Annotated in this window: 11 protein-coding genes; 3 read left to right on the top strand and 8 right to left on the bottom strand. The window is 47.5% G+C overall.

Annotation, left to right across the window (positions count from 1 at the left end; all coding sequences use genetic code 11):
- Positions 1–223: 223 nt before the first annotated feature.
- The gene (locus tag IFU39_RS12575) at positions 224–2524 is read left to right on the top strand and encodes a helix-turn-helix domain-containing protein (protein ID WP_192132962.1); all 2301 of its coding nucleotides are present in this window, start codon (positions 224–226) and stop codon (positions 2522–2524) included.
- 196 nt (positions 2525–2720) lie between these two features.
- On the opposite strand, the gene IFU39_RS12570 is transcribed toward IFU39_RS12575, so the two are convergent.
- From IFU39_RS12570 to IFU39_RS12535, 8 genes are all read right to left on the bottom strand, one after another.
- Positions 2721–3773, bottom strand: coding sequence for a glycosyl hydrolase family 18 protein (locus IFU39_RS12570; RefSeq protein WP_192132961.1), 1053 nt, complete (start codon positions 3771–3773; stop codon positions 2721–2723).
- A 5-nt stretch (positions 3774–3778) separates the two neighbouring features.
- Entirely contained in the window at positions 3779–6412 is a 2634-nt protein-coding gene (locus tag IFU39_RS12565; RefSeq protein WP_192132960.1) for a transglutaminase domain-containing protein, read from the bottom strand.
- A 7-nt stretch (positions 6413–6419) separates the two neighbouring features.
- Positions 6420–7442, bottom strand: coding sequence for a carbohydrate-binding family 9-like protein (locus IFU39_RS12560; RefSeq protein WP_192132959.1), 1023 nt, complete (start codon positions 7440–7442; stop codon positions 6420–6422).
- Between the two features lie 63 nt (positions 7443–7505).
- On the bottom strand, positions 7506–8792 hold the full coding sequence (locus IFU39_RS12555; protein ID WP_192132958.1) for an alpha-L-fucosidase: 1287 nt from the start codon (positions 8790–8792) through the stop codon (positions 7506–7508).
- A 105-nt stretch (positions 8793–8897) separates the two neighbouring features.
- The gene (locus IFU39_RS12550; protein WP_091015558.1) at positions 8898–10493 is read right to left on the bottom strand and encodes an extracellular solute-binding protein; all 1596 of its coding nucleotides are present in this window, start codon (positions 10491–10493) and stop codon (positions 8898–8900) included.
- A 41-nt stretch (positions 10494–10534) separates the two neighbouring features.
- Positions 10535–11443, bottom strand: coding sequence for a carbohydrate ABC transporter permease (locus tag IFU39_RS12545; protein ID WP_091015560.1), 909 nt, complete (start codon positions 11441–11443; stop codon positions 10535–10537).
- A 15-nt stretch (positions 11444–11458) separates the two neighbouring features.
- Positions 11459–12430, bottom strand: a complete 972-nt coding sequence (locus tag IFU39_RS12540; RefSeq protein WP_036668763.1) for an ABC transporter permease — start codon at positions 12428–12430, stop codon at positions 11459–11461.
- 769 nt (positions 12431–13199) lie between these two features.
- Positions 13200–14123, bottom strand: coding sequence for an S-layer homology domain-containing protein (locus IFU39_RS12535; protein WP_091015562.1), 924 nt, complete (start codon positions 14121–14123; stop codon positions 13200–13202).
- 361 nt (positions 14124–14484) lie between these two features.
- On the opposite strand from IFU39_RS12535, the gene IFU39_RS12530 reads away from it, so the two are divergent.
- Together IFU39_RS12530 and IFU39_RS12525 are read left to right on the top strand one after the other, a co-directional pair.
- On the top strand, positions 14485–16227 hold the full coding sequence (locus IFU39_RS12530) for an ABC transporter ATP-binding protein (RefSeq protein ID WP_091015563.1): 1743 nt from the start codon (positions 14485–14487) through the stop codon (positions 16225–16227).
- On the top strand, positions 16220–18037 hold the full coding sequence (locus IFU39_RS12525) for an ABC transporter ATP-binding protein (RefSeq protein WP_192132957.1): 1818 nt from the start codon (positions 16220–16222) through the stop codon (positions 18035–18037). The genes IFU39_RS12530 and IFU39_RS12525 overlap by 8 nt, the downstream gene beginning before the upstream one ends.
- The last annotated feature ends 132 nt before the right edge of the window (positions 18038–18169 follow it).

Below are 18169 nucleotides of genomic sequence, written 5' to 3'. Positions count from 1 at the left end.
GTGGTAGCATAAGGAAATGAGTGAACTTTGAGGGGATTTTGCTATAACTATATCTTTCTTACGGATTGCACTGGAATTTATAAAAGAACCATTGCTTTATTAGAGTAGTTCTCCTAGTATTTTTAGAAGGAACACCCCAGCAGCTACCATCTTGGCAATACCTTCACTGCCCATATGATAGCGCTATCGCTGCAGCACGAAAGAAAAACGGGAGGTTGCAGATATGAAATGGAATCACTTCAAGTCCAAGCTTCTGTTTAAGTACACACTATCCTATATCTCCATTTTCCTTATCCCTCTTGTTATTTTAACCATCATTATTTATCACAACGCTGTGGACACGCTCCGTTCAGAGATTGAACAGACCAATGTCAATCAGCTCACTCAAGCCAAAACGGTCATTGATGATCGCATGAAGGAACTCCAAGACATCGCTTTTCGCATCGCCTACGATGAGCAGTTAACGCGGTATTGGACCCACCATCCGTACTATAGTCGGGAATCAATCGGCGCATTGGTCAAATACAAAGCCACCAGTTCCATTATCGATGAGTTATTCCTGTTCTTCCGTGGAGATGATAACATCTATTCTTCTCAAGGCTCTGAGAACCTGGATGTATTCACTGGTCGCTACAAATTTACTACGTGGAACAAAACAGACATGATCCGGGATTTGAATAACGTACAGTCCCCCACGATACGTCCAGCGGAGCAGGTCGTCCAAGGAACCAGAATACCCAATTCCATGCTGGCCTACCTTGTACCGATTGCACCTAACAATACGCCCGCCCATGGAACCGTCATGTACCTGATTCACGAGTCCAATCTGACGGGCCTAATTGATTCCATCCTCAGCGACTATCACGGGATGACTTATATTTTCGATAATTTCGGGCAAGTACTTGCAGCCAATTACAAGGGAGAAATCATATCCGAACAGGAAGTTAACGCTCTGTTTGCTCTTGAACCCGGAACGCACAGCATCTCCTTAAATCAAGAACCACATTCGGTTGTATCCGTTAAATCGGATGCGGGTTGGACTTATGTAACCGCTATGCCCAGCAACCAATTTTTTAGCCGAATCGTTCATATTCGCACCTTTGTTGTTCTTGTTTTCTCCTTCATGGTGGTGATGGGCACGTTCCTCGCCATTATGTTGGCCCGAAGACAGTACCATCCGATTTCAGACTTAATGGAGTTCATTCGGTTGAAGAATGATCCTGATCCATCCTCCACCACCAACGAGCTGGAATGGATTAAAAAAACACTGCATGATTATAGTCAGCGCGTAGATCTTCAGGAGCCCTATGCTCGCAATCATATTTTGCTCATGTTGCTGAAGCACGGTCACACCGGAGATTTTCCCTCTGAGTTTACGGATAAGCTTGGCATACGCTTTAACCGATCCCATTATTTTGTCATGATCATGGGCTGGGAAATGCATGCTTTTCCTATCGGTGATAACCCCGAGCAACCTACTGTCATGCAGCTGATGAACGATGTGGAGCTGCCCGAGTTGTCCGCTTATGCTTACGGCGTAGAGCTGCCACAGGCAGACCAATTGGCCCTTATCGTGGGATTCGATGCCGAAATTGAGCATGAAGGTAGCCTGAATACCCGTATGGAGCCTATCGTTGAAAAACTGCAATGGATGGTGACAGAACACACCGGGGTCGCGCCCGCAATCGGGATAGGCAATCGGTACACTTATCCGAAACAGCTGAATCAATCCTACATTGAGGCCTCGACCGCTCTGGAAGCATCGATGCTGCATGGACAGGGCACCAGTACATATTTTAACAACCTTTCCGGTTCCGATGTACAGGATTCTTCCTTCTGGGTCCCTAAGGATGTGTTATTAAAGCTGGTTCAGAGCTTGAAACAAGGCAGCTATGATGTGGCGGTTCAGATGGTGTCAACTGCGTTGAATACCCTGAAATCCGAAATGCCGTCTGTACCGCTGCTGCGTTGCATCTGCTTTGATATTCTGAATACCATGCTCAAAACCGCTTCGGAGCTTGGAATCCATCATGTGGTTGATCAACTTCCAAGGATCACTTCCTACGACTCGTTGGAGGATTTGGAGAAAAAACTGACAGGCCTCGCCGCCGAAATCTGCGCCCATGTCGAGGCGAAGAGTGAGACGGAAGAAAGCTCTCTTATGGATGAAATCGTTGCTTATATCGATGCCAATTTCTCTGATTATGATCTCAGTTTAGGTACGATTTCATCGAAATTCACGATCTCTTCATCCTATTTCAGTCGTTCTTTCAAAGAAAAGATCGGCATGAACTTTACCCAATATATCTGGCAGAAACGGATGGATGAGGTCATTCGACTATTACTGCATACTACCGATCCGTTAAAAGATATCATCACGTGTGTCGGTTACCTGGATACACCAAACTTCATCCGCAAATTCAAAAAAGAGACGGGTTATACCCCAGGGCAATACCGTAAAATGCACCGTCCCAACGGCTCCGCCGATTCCCCGGATGATGATGACGAGGAATGTACTGGATAAAGGGAGATATCGTCTCTGTGATGGTTACATCTCAGAACAGTAAACAATGTATATGAGAGCGAATAACAGTGCCTGATTCATTAGAAAATAACGCAAACAAGGGGCCGTCCTATACGTCATGCTCATGACGTATAGGACGGCCCCTTCGTATGTTTTTAGTTCGAAGAAATAATCTGATTCGTCGCGCCCGGCGGCCTTATCCGCTTTCCCCAGCCGGAAGAACCTTCAGCCCTTGATGTACTGCACCCAGCAAACGGTGAGTCGGATCACAGCCGTACTCCCAGAACATGATGCCGGCCAGACCTTGCTCCTTTACGTAAGCACATTTGCATTGGATCGATTCTTCGTCATCATACGATATGAGGCTGGACCCATTGAACAGAAATGGTGCACAGGCTTCCTCATCCCAATAACGATTGTAACCATTCTTGTTAATGTACTTCGCTTCCAGCTCGGCAAATGACGGACCGTAGCCGCCTGTGCTACCAGCTATTTGATGGAGCCCGTGGTTTCGGTCAGGAACCTCATTCCAGATCCGGGAATAGAACGCAGCTCCGATCACAATCTTCTCCTTCGGGACACCAGCGCGAACAAACAGGGCCACGGAAGCATCCGTACTAATTCGAAACAGATCTCCTGTTGGCGTGTACAGATTCGTATGGTGTCCGGTCAGAACCTGAAAACCGCCGCGCATATCATAGGTCATCAACTGCACGTAGTCCAGGTACTGCTGCACCTCGGCCATCTCTGTACCATCAACGTAGTATTGATCAGCCCCTGCTGCAATGGTGAGCAGATAATGACGGCCATCCTCTTCTCCCTTCGCACTCAGTGCCTTCCGCATTGTTTTGAGAAGTAAGGTGAAATTCCGTTTATCATCTGGGCTGGATGCAATACCGGCTTCACCGTAACAAGGATATTCCCAGTCCAGATCGATCCCGTCAAAAGGATATTCCTCCAGCGCCCTAAACGCCGATGCAGCCATGCTGTCCCTTCCCGCCTGGGTTGAGGCGGCTTCGGAAAAACCGCCAGCGCTCCATCCGCCTACAGACAACAGCACTTTAAGATTTGGATGCTCCAGCTTGATGTTCTGGATCACATGGCCATTTTTTAAATGCTCGGTAGTGATTGCATCATTCTTGACATGTCCGAAGGCTATGTTCAGATGTGTTAACTTCGACAGATCCTCATGTGTCATGTCAGGAAGAACTGAATCAACGGCATAACCCGCAGCAATATATTTCATCACTCTCTTCACTCCGATCCAATCGATGATTGAGATATCGCAGCAGCAATCTGCAAGGCTTCCTTCCCGGTACCAATCTTGTACCCGGAAGCCGAATAACGAACTTGATGCAGAGTATCCAGCACAAATAGATGTGGATAACCCGCTTCATAAGCCGCAGGCTTCGAAATGAAGCCAGACAAGGAAGCATAACTGGAATCTTGTACAAAAACCGTACGTACAGGCAGCTTTGGATAACCAACAGGGTCAAAAGAAGCGTTCCATTCCATATCTCCGATCATGAGTACGATTGGAATACCCAACTTATCCAGCGGCTCTGCCAGCTCGCACAGTTCACGAATCAGATGTTTGGTCGGTTCCCGCTCCGGTTCAATCCAGGCAGCAATGGCACCCTCCGATCCCAGAAGTTCCTCCAGTTCTACCTCTGTACCATCCAGACGGGTCAGTATACTTCCTGGTGCCAGTTTACCCAGTACAGGAATATCAACCTCAGTCTCGCGATAAGACAAGACAACCTCAGTGGTATCTCCAGCGTTCACGGTAAAGTAAACGAATCGTACTTTTGCCGTTCCATCTTTCATCCGAATGCCTGTCGTTAAGCGATAAGCTCCTGCCTCAACCTCATATGGCTCACTATAGACATCCGTACTGCCATAAGGATAAATCAACGTCTTGTAGACGCCATCTTCCAGAAGGGCAAACGAGAAATTTTCGAAATAAGATGCTTCAGGTGTATCCTGCGGAACTTTTATATCCCTATGAAGATGGAGCATTCCCCAGCTTGTGTTCTTTTGAGTTTGAGGTGAGGTGAGACTAAACACTGCATCCTCCCAGCCTTTGTCACTTAGATACTGTGGTTTCTGTGCGCTCGGATGTAATCGGGCTGGAATACCCAAACTGCGACATACAGCTACAAACAAAATATCCAGCGACTGAGAGTCTCCCTTCATTAGACTAAACGTCCCTATTGGATTCCCTTTGCCTTTTAGATTAGGAAGATCTTCATAGTATTCATATTGCTGTTCCAGCATTCGGGCAAGTGTCGAGGGATTCTCCCTGAACGCTGCCGCCTCATCTGCCGAAAAGGCATTGTGGAATACACCTCGATAAGGGACCAGCATCTCATAGGAAATCCGCGGACACAGGATGTATCTCACAAATGTATCTTCCGCCCAAGATCCTTGCTGCGAGAGCGCACCGATCAGATGATCATCCAGCGTCTGGCGAAAAGTATCAATTAAATCTTTTTCATTCATCGACTCCAGCAACCGGAGCGGCCACTCACCGTATGGATTGGAACGTTCCTCCAGGAAAGCTGCAATTACCCGGCTGTTCCCCCGTGCCTTGCGGAGAATATCCCATACACGTACGGAGGGAAGTCCAACCCCTTTAGATAACGAGACAGCTTCCTCCTCACTCAGGAAAGTGTCTTCGTACCTGCCACGGATCTGCGCTCCTTCCTCCAGACGACGGTTGTGTTCCTGCATCTTCTCTTCGGGTAACGCAGTCCCGACCTCTCCTTTCCCTTCAGGCGGAGGGACCATATCGAAATCTGCACTCCCTGTAGGCTGCTCTGCCGAGTCTAACACCAGTTCGATAACCTTGTTTTCCTGAGCCTTGAATAGGATCTCACTCCACTTGCCGCCGCTAACTGCACGAATCAAAAGGTCACCACAGCCAGTCTTAAAGGTCGCTTCCCCTTGTGCATCCGTCCTAATTTCGGCAATCGGATAGAATTCAGCCGTATTGTACAGCTCAAAACGAACACTCGCGCCGGGTACGGGCTCTCCCTGTTCATTTTTCACCTTCACATAGATGTTGCGTGTGGGCGCATAGTTCTCAAGCAAATTAATTTCCGTAAATCCCTTTTCCGAGAGCGTAATATCCTCTGGTCCGGGATAGTCGGCATAGATCCTTGTATTAATCAGCATGGCCCTGCGGGCTGGCGGGCTGAACCATCCTTGGTTCAGACGGGCTTCCGGCTCACATGCCCCGATGTAATACCATTGACCATCTGCCCAGGCTTCTACCCAAGCATGATTGCTGTCGCAGTGAGCCCAGCGCGGCGTATAGACCTGACGGGCAGGTATACCGATGCTGCGAAGAGCGGCCACCGCCAGCGTGGATTCTTCGCCGCATCGACCACGAGCATTCCGGATCATCGTCAGCGGTGATATCGTGCGCAGATCGCTACCAATATAGGTCGCTTTCTCATGACACCAGTAATTGGTCTCCAGAATGGCATCAGCCATGGATAACTTCGCTGTCCGCTCGGCTAATTCGTCATAGATCAAACCGCGGAAATCTTCAATATTTTCCGTATTTATGCGATAAGGCAGTACAAAATGAAGGAACAAATGATCAGGAACGCGTTCTCCCCAAGGCACACGTTTGCGAGTGTCCAAAGCCCGTCGCACATGACTTAAGAACAAGTCCCCGTTATAATCAGCCATGTCGTTTACCGGCATATAGGCATAGACAACCTTCAACGCCCATGCCTCTTCATGCGTTAGCTCCTGCTGAAAAACATGAAACAATTCCGATTTGCGGGCCTCTGCAAAACGTACCTTCTCCTGGAACTTCTGCTCGATTCTCTCCAATGACTGTGCATCAAGGGTAAATACCAAGGTTTGGCTGGTCATTGCATTCTCACTCCTTCCACAGCTTTCCGTCTTCCCGAATACAGATCAAGGCCGTTCCGTCCGAAGACGGCGCAGTAATCTGGAACAGGCTGCGAGTCGTTTCAATAACAGGCTTACAACTCCATGATTCCTCACCCATAAGCAGCTTCACATCCTGTGTAAATTCACCATGGGTTTCATAATAATTGCGTTCACGGTAGTAGAGCTTGCGAAGCTCCCATTTGATTCGTTCGTCTTCCGGCAACTCAAACGACTGATCCGTTCCGTCATCCGAGAATACAACATAACCCCATAACTCCGGGTAATGCATGTTGATAATACCCATAGGTGACCACACCCAGTTGTCCTCTGGATAAGGTTTGCCCGTCTCCGGATTCAGCACCTTGCGGTACTCACCGCCCTGTACCTCGGTCTGCCACTCCACACGTGAGAAGTTGACACGCCAGAACTCACCCGGTGCAGGTGGACGGTTTCCTTCGGCACATTCCTTTAGACTGTTCCAGGGAATCGCAACTTCCAAGCTCCATTTTCGGTTATCCGCACCAGGATTGTTCAGTTCCCCATCGATATATACGGCCGTCTTGAGACCGCTGATATCCCAACCGTTAACCGGAGGCCCATCATCCCGATAAGGCTTCACTAATAACAGATCCCATACGGTATTGAGCGCATTGATCTCGAACTCATAATATTGATGGGAATCCCCGTCGGGATCGATAAAAATCTCGAAGTCATTATCATAAAAAATAACGGAATCACGCTCAGTCAGGGTAGCCCAGATCTGATCTTCCATCAGCTCGGCAGCAAAGTAGAAATAGTCGTCATCCCACAGCATTTTTACCCGCGTCTGTTTCTCTGGCTTTGGACGAATATCACCTTCGATATCAACGAAATCATCTGTCCAATGGGCCGTATCCCAAAATGCCTTATCCACACGGCCGTCTAATACCAACGGTTCCTGCGCACGATTGCATATATAATGTTTGGGAGCATACTCAATCTTGGGCTCTGGCACTCCACTTCTGTTCATGTCACTCTCTCCAATTCGTAAGGGAGGGCATGCATCTATCGGCACACGCCCTCCCCCTAATAGTTAGTTATGGGTGACAACGGCTCCAGCGCCGCCGTACATTTCCAGCTCCTCATCGAATTCGAGCTTAAGAACGGTCACCTGTTCATGTGTGTCCTCCGGGGTCATCTTAATCCACGTTGTTCCCGGAATATTGAACCATGGCACGCCTCCATGAATCTCATGATGGAGTTCTTTGCCCGAATGCAGCACGGTAATTTTCTTGATCGGATTGCAGAGACCTTTGATGCACACATTCTCTTTTGGATCGTCATACACAAACAGGTACAGCGTCCTTCGATCCTCGGATACGGTGCTTCCCCCCAGATAATAGCGAGGCATAATGCCTTCATCGGTGTAGAAGACCGCCTCTTCATGGGTTCGGATCCAGGCTCCCAGTCCAAGCAGAATATCCTCCTGCCTCTGATCGATGGTGCCATCTTCACGCGGACCGATATCCAGCAACATATTACCGCCCATGGAAATGCAGTCACAGAACATTCGAATGATCTGATTCAGGGATTTATATTTATGATCGGTTGGCACATAACCCCAAGATGTATTGATTGTGGTGCAGAATTCCCAGGGTCCCTCCGGTCTTGTAATCGGAATGCCCTGCTCAGGTGTTTTGTAATCCCCATAACCTTGAAGGCGGGAGTTGATGATGATATCCGGGTTAAAAGATTGCAGATAATGCTTGAACTCCGGCAGATTCCACTGTTGGGCGCTCCGTTCCCAGTCCCCATCAAACCATAGCAGATCCACCTTTCCGTAATTTGTTAAAATCTCTCCCAGTTGATGGTTATTAAATTGCAGGAACTCCTGCCACTTTGCCTGATCCTGAACGCCGTCCACAGGACTTGAATGCCGGTTGACACTACTGAGATCCTCCGGTACTTTTCCACCTTCATACACGCTAGGATAATCCGGGTGTGACCAATCAATCAGCGAGAAATACATCCCCAGATGAATGCCCTTTTCCCGAATCGCTTCCGCATATTCCTTCACAATGTCACGATTCGCTGGTGTCTGTTTGACAACATTGAGATCGCTATATTGCGTATCCCATAACGCAACGCCATCATGATGCTTCGTTGTCAGCACCGCATACCGGGCTCCAGACTTTTCAATCAGGTCCGCCCACTTCTCCGCGTTGAATTCCGAAGCCGTAAACCCATCCAGTTGTTTCATATATTCTTCATGGGACATCCTGCCATTATAGAAGGACCAAGACTCCGCAACCCCGTCTACCGCATAGATGCCATAGTGGATGAATATCCCCAGCTTGGCTTCTTCAAACCATTTCTGCACAACGGTCCACCTCCCCCGAGAATTCTTATATGCGAAAAATTTAATGCAGCTAACATTATTGAAGCTAACTGCTGTCTTTCTGCATGGGATGTACCTCGATAGGCTTTATTGCCCCGAATTCCAGCGGTCATATGCCCCCTGATACAGTTCGATGATACGGTCACTGCCCATTTTCTTCATCTGTGCAATGTACTTATCCCAGTTCTCAAGTGGTTCCTGGCCGGTCACAAACTTCGCTTCCATCTGTTTAACGTACGTATCCAGGTCAGACAATAGAGCGGTTGCTTCGCTTTGCTCTTCATTCGTCAAATAAACGTTAGGAAATGGTGCTTTTCCGATAGGTACCAACTTCTCTTGATTCTGCTGGTCAATCCACTCATCAAATTCGGTGCGAAGACCCTTCGCTACTTCGGGATCATTAATGCCAGGTGTCAAGATACCAAAGTTCGGCGTGATTTTACCGCGGTATTCCTCACGATCCCCACCCCCAGGAACGGGAAGCCACTCTTTTACGTGATTTTCCTTGTCTTTGAATTGCCATAACACACCTTCCGGACCTTGATTGAACAGAGTCGCACCTTCATAGCTGTACAAGTAATCGATCCATCGCATCGTCGCCTCAGGTGACGGGTTACTGCTCGTAATAGCAAAGGTACCGCGAGCCGACATACCCGGGTGTTTGCCGTATACCGGAGAGTCTGCTACCTCACTCTTCACGGGTGTCATCAGCGGATGATCCGTGCTAGGTTCACCACCGAGCGTGAAGTATGGATGGTAATCGTTGAACAGTGCAAGTTTGTTGCTTTCACCTTTAGCTTTTTTCTGATCGCCTGTTTGAGAGAAGGTCTCATGATCCAGCAAATCTTCCTTCCACAAGCGATTCATGAATGTCAGATACCCTTTATAACCTTCTTCTTGATAAGGGTAGTGAACTTTTCCGTCCTTATCAGAATAGATGCCTTCGTTGTACATTCCCCAGAAGCCGAAGAAAAACATGCGAAGATCATCCAGTTTTACAGAAGTCAGCGGAATTTCATCTTGCTGGCCATTACCATTCGGATCTTCTTCTTTTACACGCTTGAGATACGTATACAATTCTTCCGTGGTCTTAGGCTCTTCAACATTAAGTGCCTTCAAGAATTCCCCGTTGTACCACATTGGGCCTCTATACCACACGGCGGCTTTATCAATGAATGGGAGTGCATACATATGCCCATCAGGTGTTGTAAATGATTTGCGGACATCCGGGTTCTCATCGAGAATCTTTTTGATATTCGGGGCGTAACCCTCGTCAATGTATTTTTCCAACGGGATCAGAATGCCCTGACTGCCATATGTCACCTGCTCAGCTGGCTTGAGGTCCGCAGCATAGAACATATCGGGCAAGTCTCCGCTCGCGAAAACCAGATTTTTCTTCGTTTCAAAGCTGTCGATTGGTGAGAGCTGGTACTCCAGCTTGATGCCCGACAATTTCTCCATTTCTTGCAGCACAGGCATCGTGCTCCAATCGGCTACGCCCGCATCCTGAGACATGACCTTTAACGTTAGCGTTTTGTCTACAATGGGGAAACCTTCTTTTTTGACCCCCTCTACTTTGGAGGTCGTGCTTCCGTCTTCATTGGTTGAACCACAAGCTGCAAGCAATGTTGCGAATAAGGTGAGACAGAGTGTAATGGATGAAGCCTTGCGAAGCTTTTTCATAACAACAACTCCCCTTGTTTAATGTGGTATATGGATTAAGATCATCCCTTAACGGAACCGATCATAACACCCTGTACAAAGTAACGCTGGAGGAATGGATACACTGCAATGACTGGTAGGGTGGCAACAATAATGACAGCATATTTGACCAGTGCAGCAATCTCCGCTTTGGTATTCATCGCCGTTGCTGAAGAGGTATCAATGGCCCCTCCCCCTTGAGCCGCCATTTCCTGAAGCACGAGAATCTGCCGCAGAAAGAGCTGCAACGGGTACTTGGATGAATCGTTCAGATAAATCATGGCGCTGAAATAGCTGTTCCAGTGTCCGACTCCATAGAAGAGTGCCATCACTGCAATGATTGGCATGGAGAGCGGAAGCACGATTTTGACGAACAAGCGTGTGTTGGTACATCCATCAATATGCGCTGCTTCCTGCAGCTCCTTGGGAATGGTCGATTGGAAGAACGTACGGCATACGATAATATTCCAGATGGATGCAGCCCCGGGCAGAATAAGTGCCCACATGCTGTTCACCATACCAAGATCCTTGACCAGCAGGTAACTTGGGACAAGCCCTCCGCCGAAGAACATCGTTACCATAAACATCGCCATGAAGAATCCACGTCCCACAAAGTCCGAGCGGCTGAGCGCATAGGCTGCCGGTAGTGTAACAATCAGGTTAACGATGGTGCCTACAACGGTATAAATGATCGTATTTTTGTACCCAATCCAGATGTTGGTGTTCTCAAACACCCGGGCGTAACCTTCAAACGTAATCCCTTTTGGAAGCAGCCACATCTCACCGGAAGCTACATATTTGGGATCACTGATTGAAGCACTGATGATGTATAACAGCGGATACAGCACAATGACAAGCGCTACCGTCAGATAGATGTAATTGCACAATAAGAACAATTTATCACTTCTGCTTTCTTTCACAGCGGATGACATGTGTTTTCCCTCCTTTTACCATAAGCTATTTTCACTGGTGCGGCGTGCAATCTGATTCACGGTAATAAGCAGAATCGCATTAACTACGGAGTTGAACAATCCCACCGCCGTAGAGAAACTGTACTGTGCATCGACCAGACCGGACCGATAGACAAATGTTGAGATGACATCGGACGAGCCCATATTCAGCGGATTTTGCAGCAGCAGGATTTTCTCAAATCCGACGCCCAGAATACTGCCCATATTCAGAATTAACAAGATCGTGATCGTAGGGATGATCGCTGGAATGTTAATATGCAAAATCCGTTTAAACCGGCTCGCACCATCCACCACAGCCGCTTCATGCAGTTGCGGGTCCACACCCGATAGAGCGGCAAGGTATATAATGGTGCCCCAGCCTGCACTTTGCCAGACTCCCGACAGTACATACACTGTCTTGAACCACGCAGGGTCCGTCAGGAATTGAGGTGCCTGGAATCCAAGGGCCTGTACCAAATTGACAATCATGCCTGACGAGGGTGATAAAAAGGTAATGATCATGCCCGACATCACCACGACCGAAATGAAATGCGGTGCATACGTGACGGTCTGCACAGTACGCTTGAAGAAGGAATCCTTCACTTCATTGAACGCTAACGCCAGAATAATCGGCAGTGGAAAACCTATAGCCAGCTCATACAAGCTGATGCTAAGGGTATTCCATAATAAATCCCAGAAATAATACGAATTGAAGAAACGGATGAAATGATCGAATCCGACCCATGGGCTTCCTGTGACACCAAGCGTTGGGATAAAGTTTTTAAATGCAATTTGTATGCCGTACATCGGACCATAATGGAATATCAGAAAATATAGAAAGGCTGGTGCAATAAACAGATACAACTCCCAGTTCCGAATCGTCCTTCTCCATAATTTATTTTTCTTACTGCTCGGATTGGTGTATACCGATAAGTTTTGCGATAAGGCGGACTTCCCATCTGGTTGCATCAGTTGTTTCCTCCTTTTTTGGTAACGCTTACATACCGAGTTTATGGTTCATTGCCTAATCCGTAAATATGCCATTTCAATCTTCACTTCTAAAATCACGGAATATGCTGTTACAACGGGGGTTTACACTTTTGTTTCCAGCTTGTCATTGTCATTTCAGGGTTGTAAAACATGTAGAATTTGACCTATTTCCCTCCTGTAGTTGTCATTGAAAGTTTCATCACATGAACTTGAAAGATGTCAGATCCGAAAACAGACCTTAAAGTCAAAACCCACATATACGCATGGGACACGGTATTGATGTCTACAGCCATCATACTTTAATGTAATATTATCTATCATAAACCTCTTGCATATTACAAGCCTGTAATGGCTTGCCTTTATTCTATATTTCTCCTCCCTCTTTCGTATATATGTTGTTTTTATCTTTGGCTTTAGGATACATAAACGCTTATAAACACTGGAAATATGGAATCATATATGTAGATTTTGCACAATGTCTGGAATCTGAAAACAGTAGATATTTCGGAAAAGACCATTAAAAAAAGCCATTCCGCTAACACGAACTGGCTTTATATCCTAAGCAGATATCCATTTCATTCATAAAAAATGACAGAATTAATAACACTAAATGTAATATAAATGATCATGTGAAAACCTGGATACAGTTTCAATTCAAATAAAAAACGACTCTCCATACATGTATGGAGAGTCGTTTTGAAGATACACATCCGTTTTAACCATGTTCAGTTGTAGGGTTTGCAGGAATTTACTTACCAGAAGGTTGAGCTTCTGCTGTATAGCCTGTTGGGATATCCGTTTCTGCAGTCACATTTGTGATAACCATCGGATACATCATGTCTGGATCAGGTTGAATAATGGAATAGAGCACGATGGCGCGTCCATCCTTCTCCAATTTCACATCATCAATCTTCAATCCATAACCAGGGTGCGGCATTTCAGCACTAAGTTTAACTTTGGTTGTTTTGTCATCAACCTTGGTCGTTGTTACTTCAGGTACAATCGCTTGTTGGCCTTCACCTGGATTGGTTGGAGTTGGCTCTGCTGAGCCGCCATTGCCGTGTTTATCCACAAATTCGAGTGCATTAAAGATCATGCTTGCAGCCTCCATACGGGTAAGCGACTGATCTGGACGGAAATTCCCGTCCTTATCCAGTTCAATGATGTTCATGTTCAGCAGGTTCTGGACTGCAGATATGGCGTCCTTACCGATTTTATTTTCGTCCTTAACAAGATTATACTTCATGATGACCGGATAATTCCCGGTTGTGTTAATCCCTTCATGTAGCAAAATGACAAACAGTTCACGCGTCATCTTGCCCTGTGGGTTCACTTCAACCGGAATGGACAGTCCATTCTGAGTAGCGGCCTGCACCGCATCGGCATACCACGTATCCGGACTGATTTTATTCTGAGCGGATGCTTCCGCAAATTCATTTTTTAGACCAAATGCGTTCACAATCAGTTGAACACCCTGAGGCTCGGACAATGCAAGATCTGGACGGAACAGATCCGCTGTTACTCCGTTAACAATGCCTTTTGATTTCAATGAATCCACAACCGACTTCTGACCTTCATCCTTCACATCTGTAAAAGCAAATACCGATGCACCTCCTGCTGTCAAAGAAACGCAGAGTGCAAGCGTTGCAGCCAATCCTTTTTTATGTTTCATTTCCTGGCACCTCCATATGATTAGTAAAGCCTATTTTTTACCTCTTCATTCCTACAGACGGGATACCCTCAGAAAATGTTTCAGTAATTTCGACATGTGGTGAATACAACACGGGAACACGGCATAGAACTCTTCTCCGTCGTAGCTAATCCGATTCACCTACGGTTTGCTAACTGGCTTCGTTGACATCCCATCGGATTAGCGCAAAAATAAGAATAGAGAAATCTATCGGATGACGGATAAACAACGAACTAGATCGCATACAGTAAGAGGGCACGACGCGCTAATAACAGGTGTCGGCCCTTTTCTTGACTCCACCTGCTGAACTGACTTCACCTATAACAAAAGGAGAACAACGCTTATGTCCAAGAAAGGATTACTTCGCGGTTATGTTGTGTCGAACTGGCCTGTTTATCTGGTTGCTGTTCTTCTGATCATCGCCTCCAATGTCGGGCAAGCATCCTTGCCCCGCATACTCGGCAGCTTCACGGATCAGTTGATGCAGAACACACTTCAGATGCAGACAGTCGTAAAGTACAGCCTGTCCCTTCTGGCTATTGCCATCGGGTATAATCTGCTGTTCGGTACCGGGCAATTCATGATTATGAAGCTCGGTCGACGCTTCGAATTCATGACGCGTGAGCGTATATTCAGTAAGTTTTCCGAACTTAGCGAACATTATTTCTCCAAACAAGGAAACGGAAAACTGCTGAGTTATGTCATGAATGACGTTACTTCCGTACGTGAAGCGATATCCAATGGTGTGACGCTCATGACCAATGCCACCTTCCTGCTGTTGTCCTGCATTGTCATGATGCTGCTTAGCGGGATTCCGTTGACGCTCATTCTAATCAGTGTTGTTCCTTTGCTGGCGATTCCATTTCTGGTCGTGTTTTTTGGTCCACGGATTCGCAAGCGCTCTCGCGACGTGCAGGAAGCTCTTGCTACCATGACGGAATCGGCAGAAGAGCAGCTGGGTGGCATTCGCGTAACCAAGACGTTTGCCATCGAAGACAGTGCTCGTGCACGCTTTGGAACCACCGTCGATGCAATTAAGAGCAAACAGCTTCGTCTGGTTCGTCTGTCTTCGTTGTTTCAGGCTTTGCTCCCGCTGCTGGGAGCTATCTCATTGGTCGTTTCTCTGCTTGTCGGAGGTATTATGACCATGCAGAATTCTATTACACTCGGGAGTTTTGTCGCCTTAACCTTATATCTGCGCATGATCATGGGACCGCTTCAACAGATCGGCAATGTTATTAATACCGTTCAGCGCTCAGGCGCATCACTGGAGCGGGTGAATGACCTGCTCAGCGAAGTAGCGGATGTGCGTGAACTTCCCGAAGCCACAGCGCTCCATACCGTACAAGATATCACCATGGAGAATCTAACCTTCTCCTATCCTGGCAGTTCATCTCCTGCTCTCAAAAACATTCAACTCCATATTCGTGCCGGGCGAACGGTGGGTATTGTAGGCAAGACCGGCTCAGGTAAAAGTACCCTCGTTAAGCTATTGCTGCGTACATATGAACCACCTGAAGGAACAATCCGCATCAATGGCACCGATATTCGGCAGCTGTCGCTGGAAAGTCTGAGATCGCGCATCGCCTATGTCCCTCAGGATGGCTTCCTGTTTAGCACCACCATCCGGGATAACATCGCATTCAGCGACCGGGAAGTATCGCTGGATACGGTGGAACATAGTGCACGTCAAGCCATGATCTATGACAATATTGTCCGTTTTCCTGATCGCTTCGATACACGGCTTGGCGAACGCGGACTCACCCTGTCTGGTGGACAACGTCAGCGAACCAGCCTTGCAAGAGGACTGATCAAACAAGCACAGTTACTTATTCTGGATGACAGTATGAGCGCGGTTGATGCTGTCACCGAGAGTGGTATTCTGCGCAGTTTGCGTGAGATCGGCAAGGGCAAAACCACATTGATCATCTCTCATCGCATCAGCGCGGTCCGTCATGCAGACGATATCATCGTTCTGGATGAAGGGCGAGTCGCTGAGCAGGGAACACATGCGCAGTTGATGGCTGCCAAGGGGTTGTATGCGGCCACCTACCGTTTGCAGGAGGAGGGATTACATCATGTCTAACGCTAACGCTGAACTTCACCCAGATGCAGAGGCCGATCAAAGTAAACGAACTTCGTTTAAAGCGATGATGGCATACGCCAAACCGCATAAATGGGCTTTTGCCGGTATCTTCTTCTGCTCACTGCTTGGCATATCGGCAGATCTGCTGCAACCCTATCTGGTGAAGATCGCCATCGATGATCATCTGGCCGTAGGCCAGACCAGCGTGGGCTTTCTCGTTCAGCTCGCAGCCATCTTTCTTGGGCTGGCTGTCATCAGTTTTATTTTTACCTATATCCAGAATAATCTGTTGCAGCATGTGGGACAGAACATTGTATCCCGGATTAGAAAGGACCTGTTCAAACATATCTCCAAGATGTCCATGTCCTTCTTTGACCGTTTCCATATCGGGAGTCTGGTTACGAACGTATCCAGTGATACGGAGACCATCAGCAGCTTTTTCACCCAAGTCCTACTCAGTCTGATTCGAGATGGTATGATGCTGGTGCTCATTATCGTCTTTATGTTCCAACTTGATCCTGTGCTGGCGGGTTACTCCCTCATCGTCCTGCCTGTCATTGCTGTGGTTGCGATATTATTTCGTAGCCGACTGCGGAAAGCCTATCAGAATGCCCGTACCCGTCTTTCCCGTTTGATCGCATTTACGGCGGAAAACTTGTCCGGCATGTTCCTGATTCAGGCTTTTCACCAGGAAGAAGAACAGAAGAAACGTTTCTCGGAACAAAATGCGCTCCATCTGAAAGCCAACATTGCTCAAGCCCGCTCCAATGTCATATTCAACCGGACCTTTGATATCCTTGGCAATGCGGCACTGGTCATGATGGTCTGGCTTGGAGGTCGCGCCGTACTGGGTGAGTCTCTGCAAGTCGGGGTATTGTATGCGTTTATCAGCTATATTCGTCAGTTCTTCCAGCCCATTAACCAGATTACGATGCAGTGGAATACATTCCAGTCCACCACCGTATCCATGGATCGCATCTGGAACATTCTGAATACGCGGCCTGAAGTTGCCGATCCTGAGCCTATGATGGCCTCTTCGCTTGAACCTCGGAACGTGATGGGCCAGATTGATTTTAATGATGTGTCTTTTGGTTATCGGGCAGATCGGCCCCTGATCCAGCATATGAATCTGCACCTCTATCCGGGTGAAATGGTAGGTATCGTGGGCACAACGGGCGCTGGCAAAAGCACCCTGATCTCCCTGCTCAATCGCTTCTATGATGTAGACAAGGGCAGTATCGAAATTGATGGTACCGATATTAGGCATCTGCCGCAGGCCAAACTTCATCGGATTGTGGGTCTAATTCAACAGGAACCATTCCTGTTCTCCGGTTCCATTATTGATAATGTGAGAATGTTTCGTGAGGATATTACGCGAGAGCAGGCAATTGAAGCCTGCCGTTTTGTGGGAGCACATGCCATGATTTCGCGTTTGTCACAAGGATATGATACACATCTGTCCGAACGCGGAAGCGGGCTGTCCGCCGGGGAGCGGCAGTTGATATCGTTTGCCCGGATCGTTGTGTTCCAGCCCCGAGTGCTCATCTTGGATGAGGCAACCGCCAATCTGGACTCACACACGGAACAGCTTGTGCAGCAGGCGCTGGAATCGGTATCCCAGGGACGCACCACCATTGTCATTGCCCATCGTCTGTCCACGGTGATGCATGCGGATCGAATTCTGGTGATGGAGAATGGTGAGATTGTGGAGGAAGGCTCACATCAGGAGCTGATTGAAGCTCAAGGCGTATATGCCGATCTGTACACGCATGCGCGTGATGCAGGTAAAAATTCAGCTATATCAGGGTAATGGACCTGAATTAAGTTCGTGTTAAACTATAGATCGGGCTAATGAATTCATCTGAGTCTGTCTTCTGTGTTATAGCCAATAACGTTGAACATGCCGCTCTGCTTATGCAGGCGGCACGTTTGGCATATCGAT

The sequence above is a fragment of the Paenibacillus sp. CFBP 13594 genome, from assembly GCF_014842675.1.
Lineage (GTDB): Bacteria > Bacillota > Bacilli > Paenibacillales > Paenibacillaceae > Paenibacillus > Paenibacillus amylolyticus_B.
Note: the sequence above shows the minus strand (reverse complement) of the source record. Positions and strands in the feature narration are given on the sequence as shown.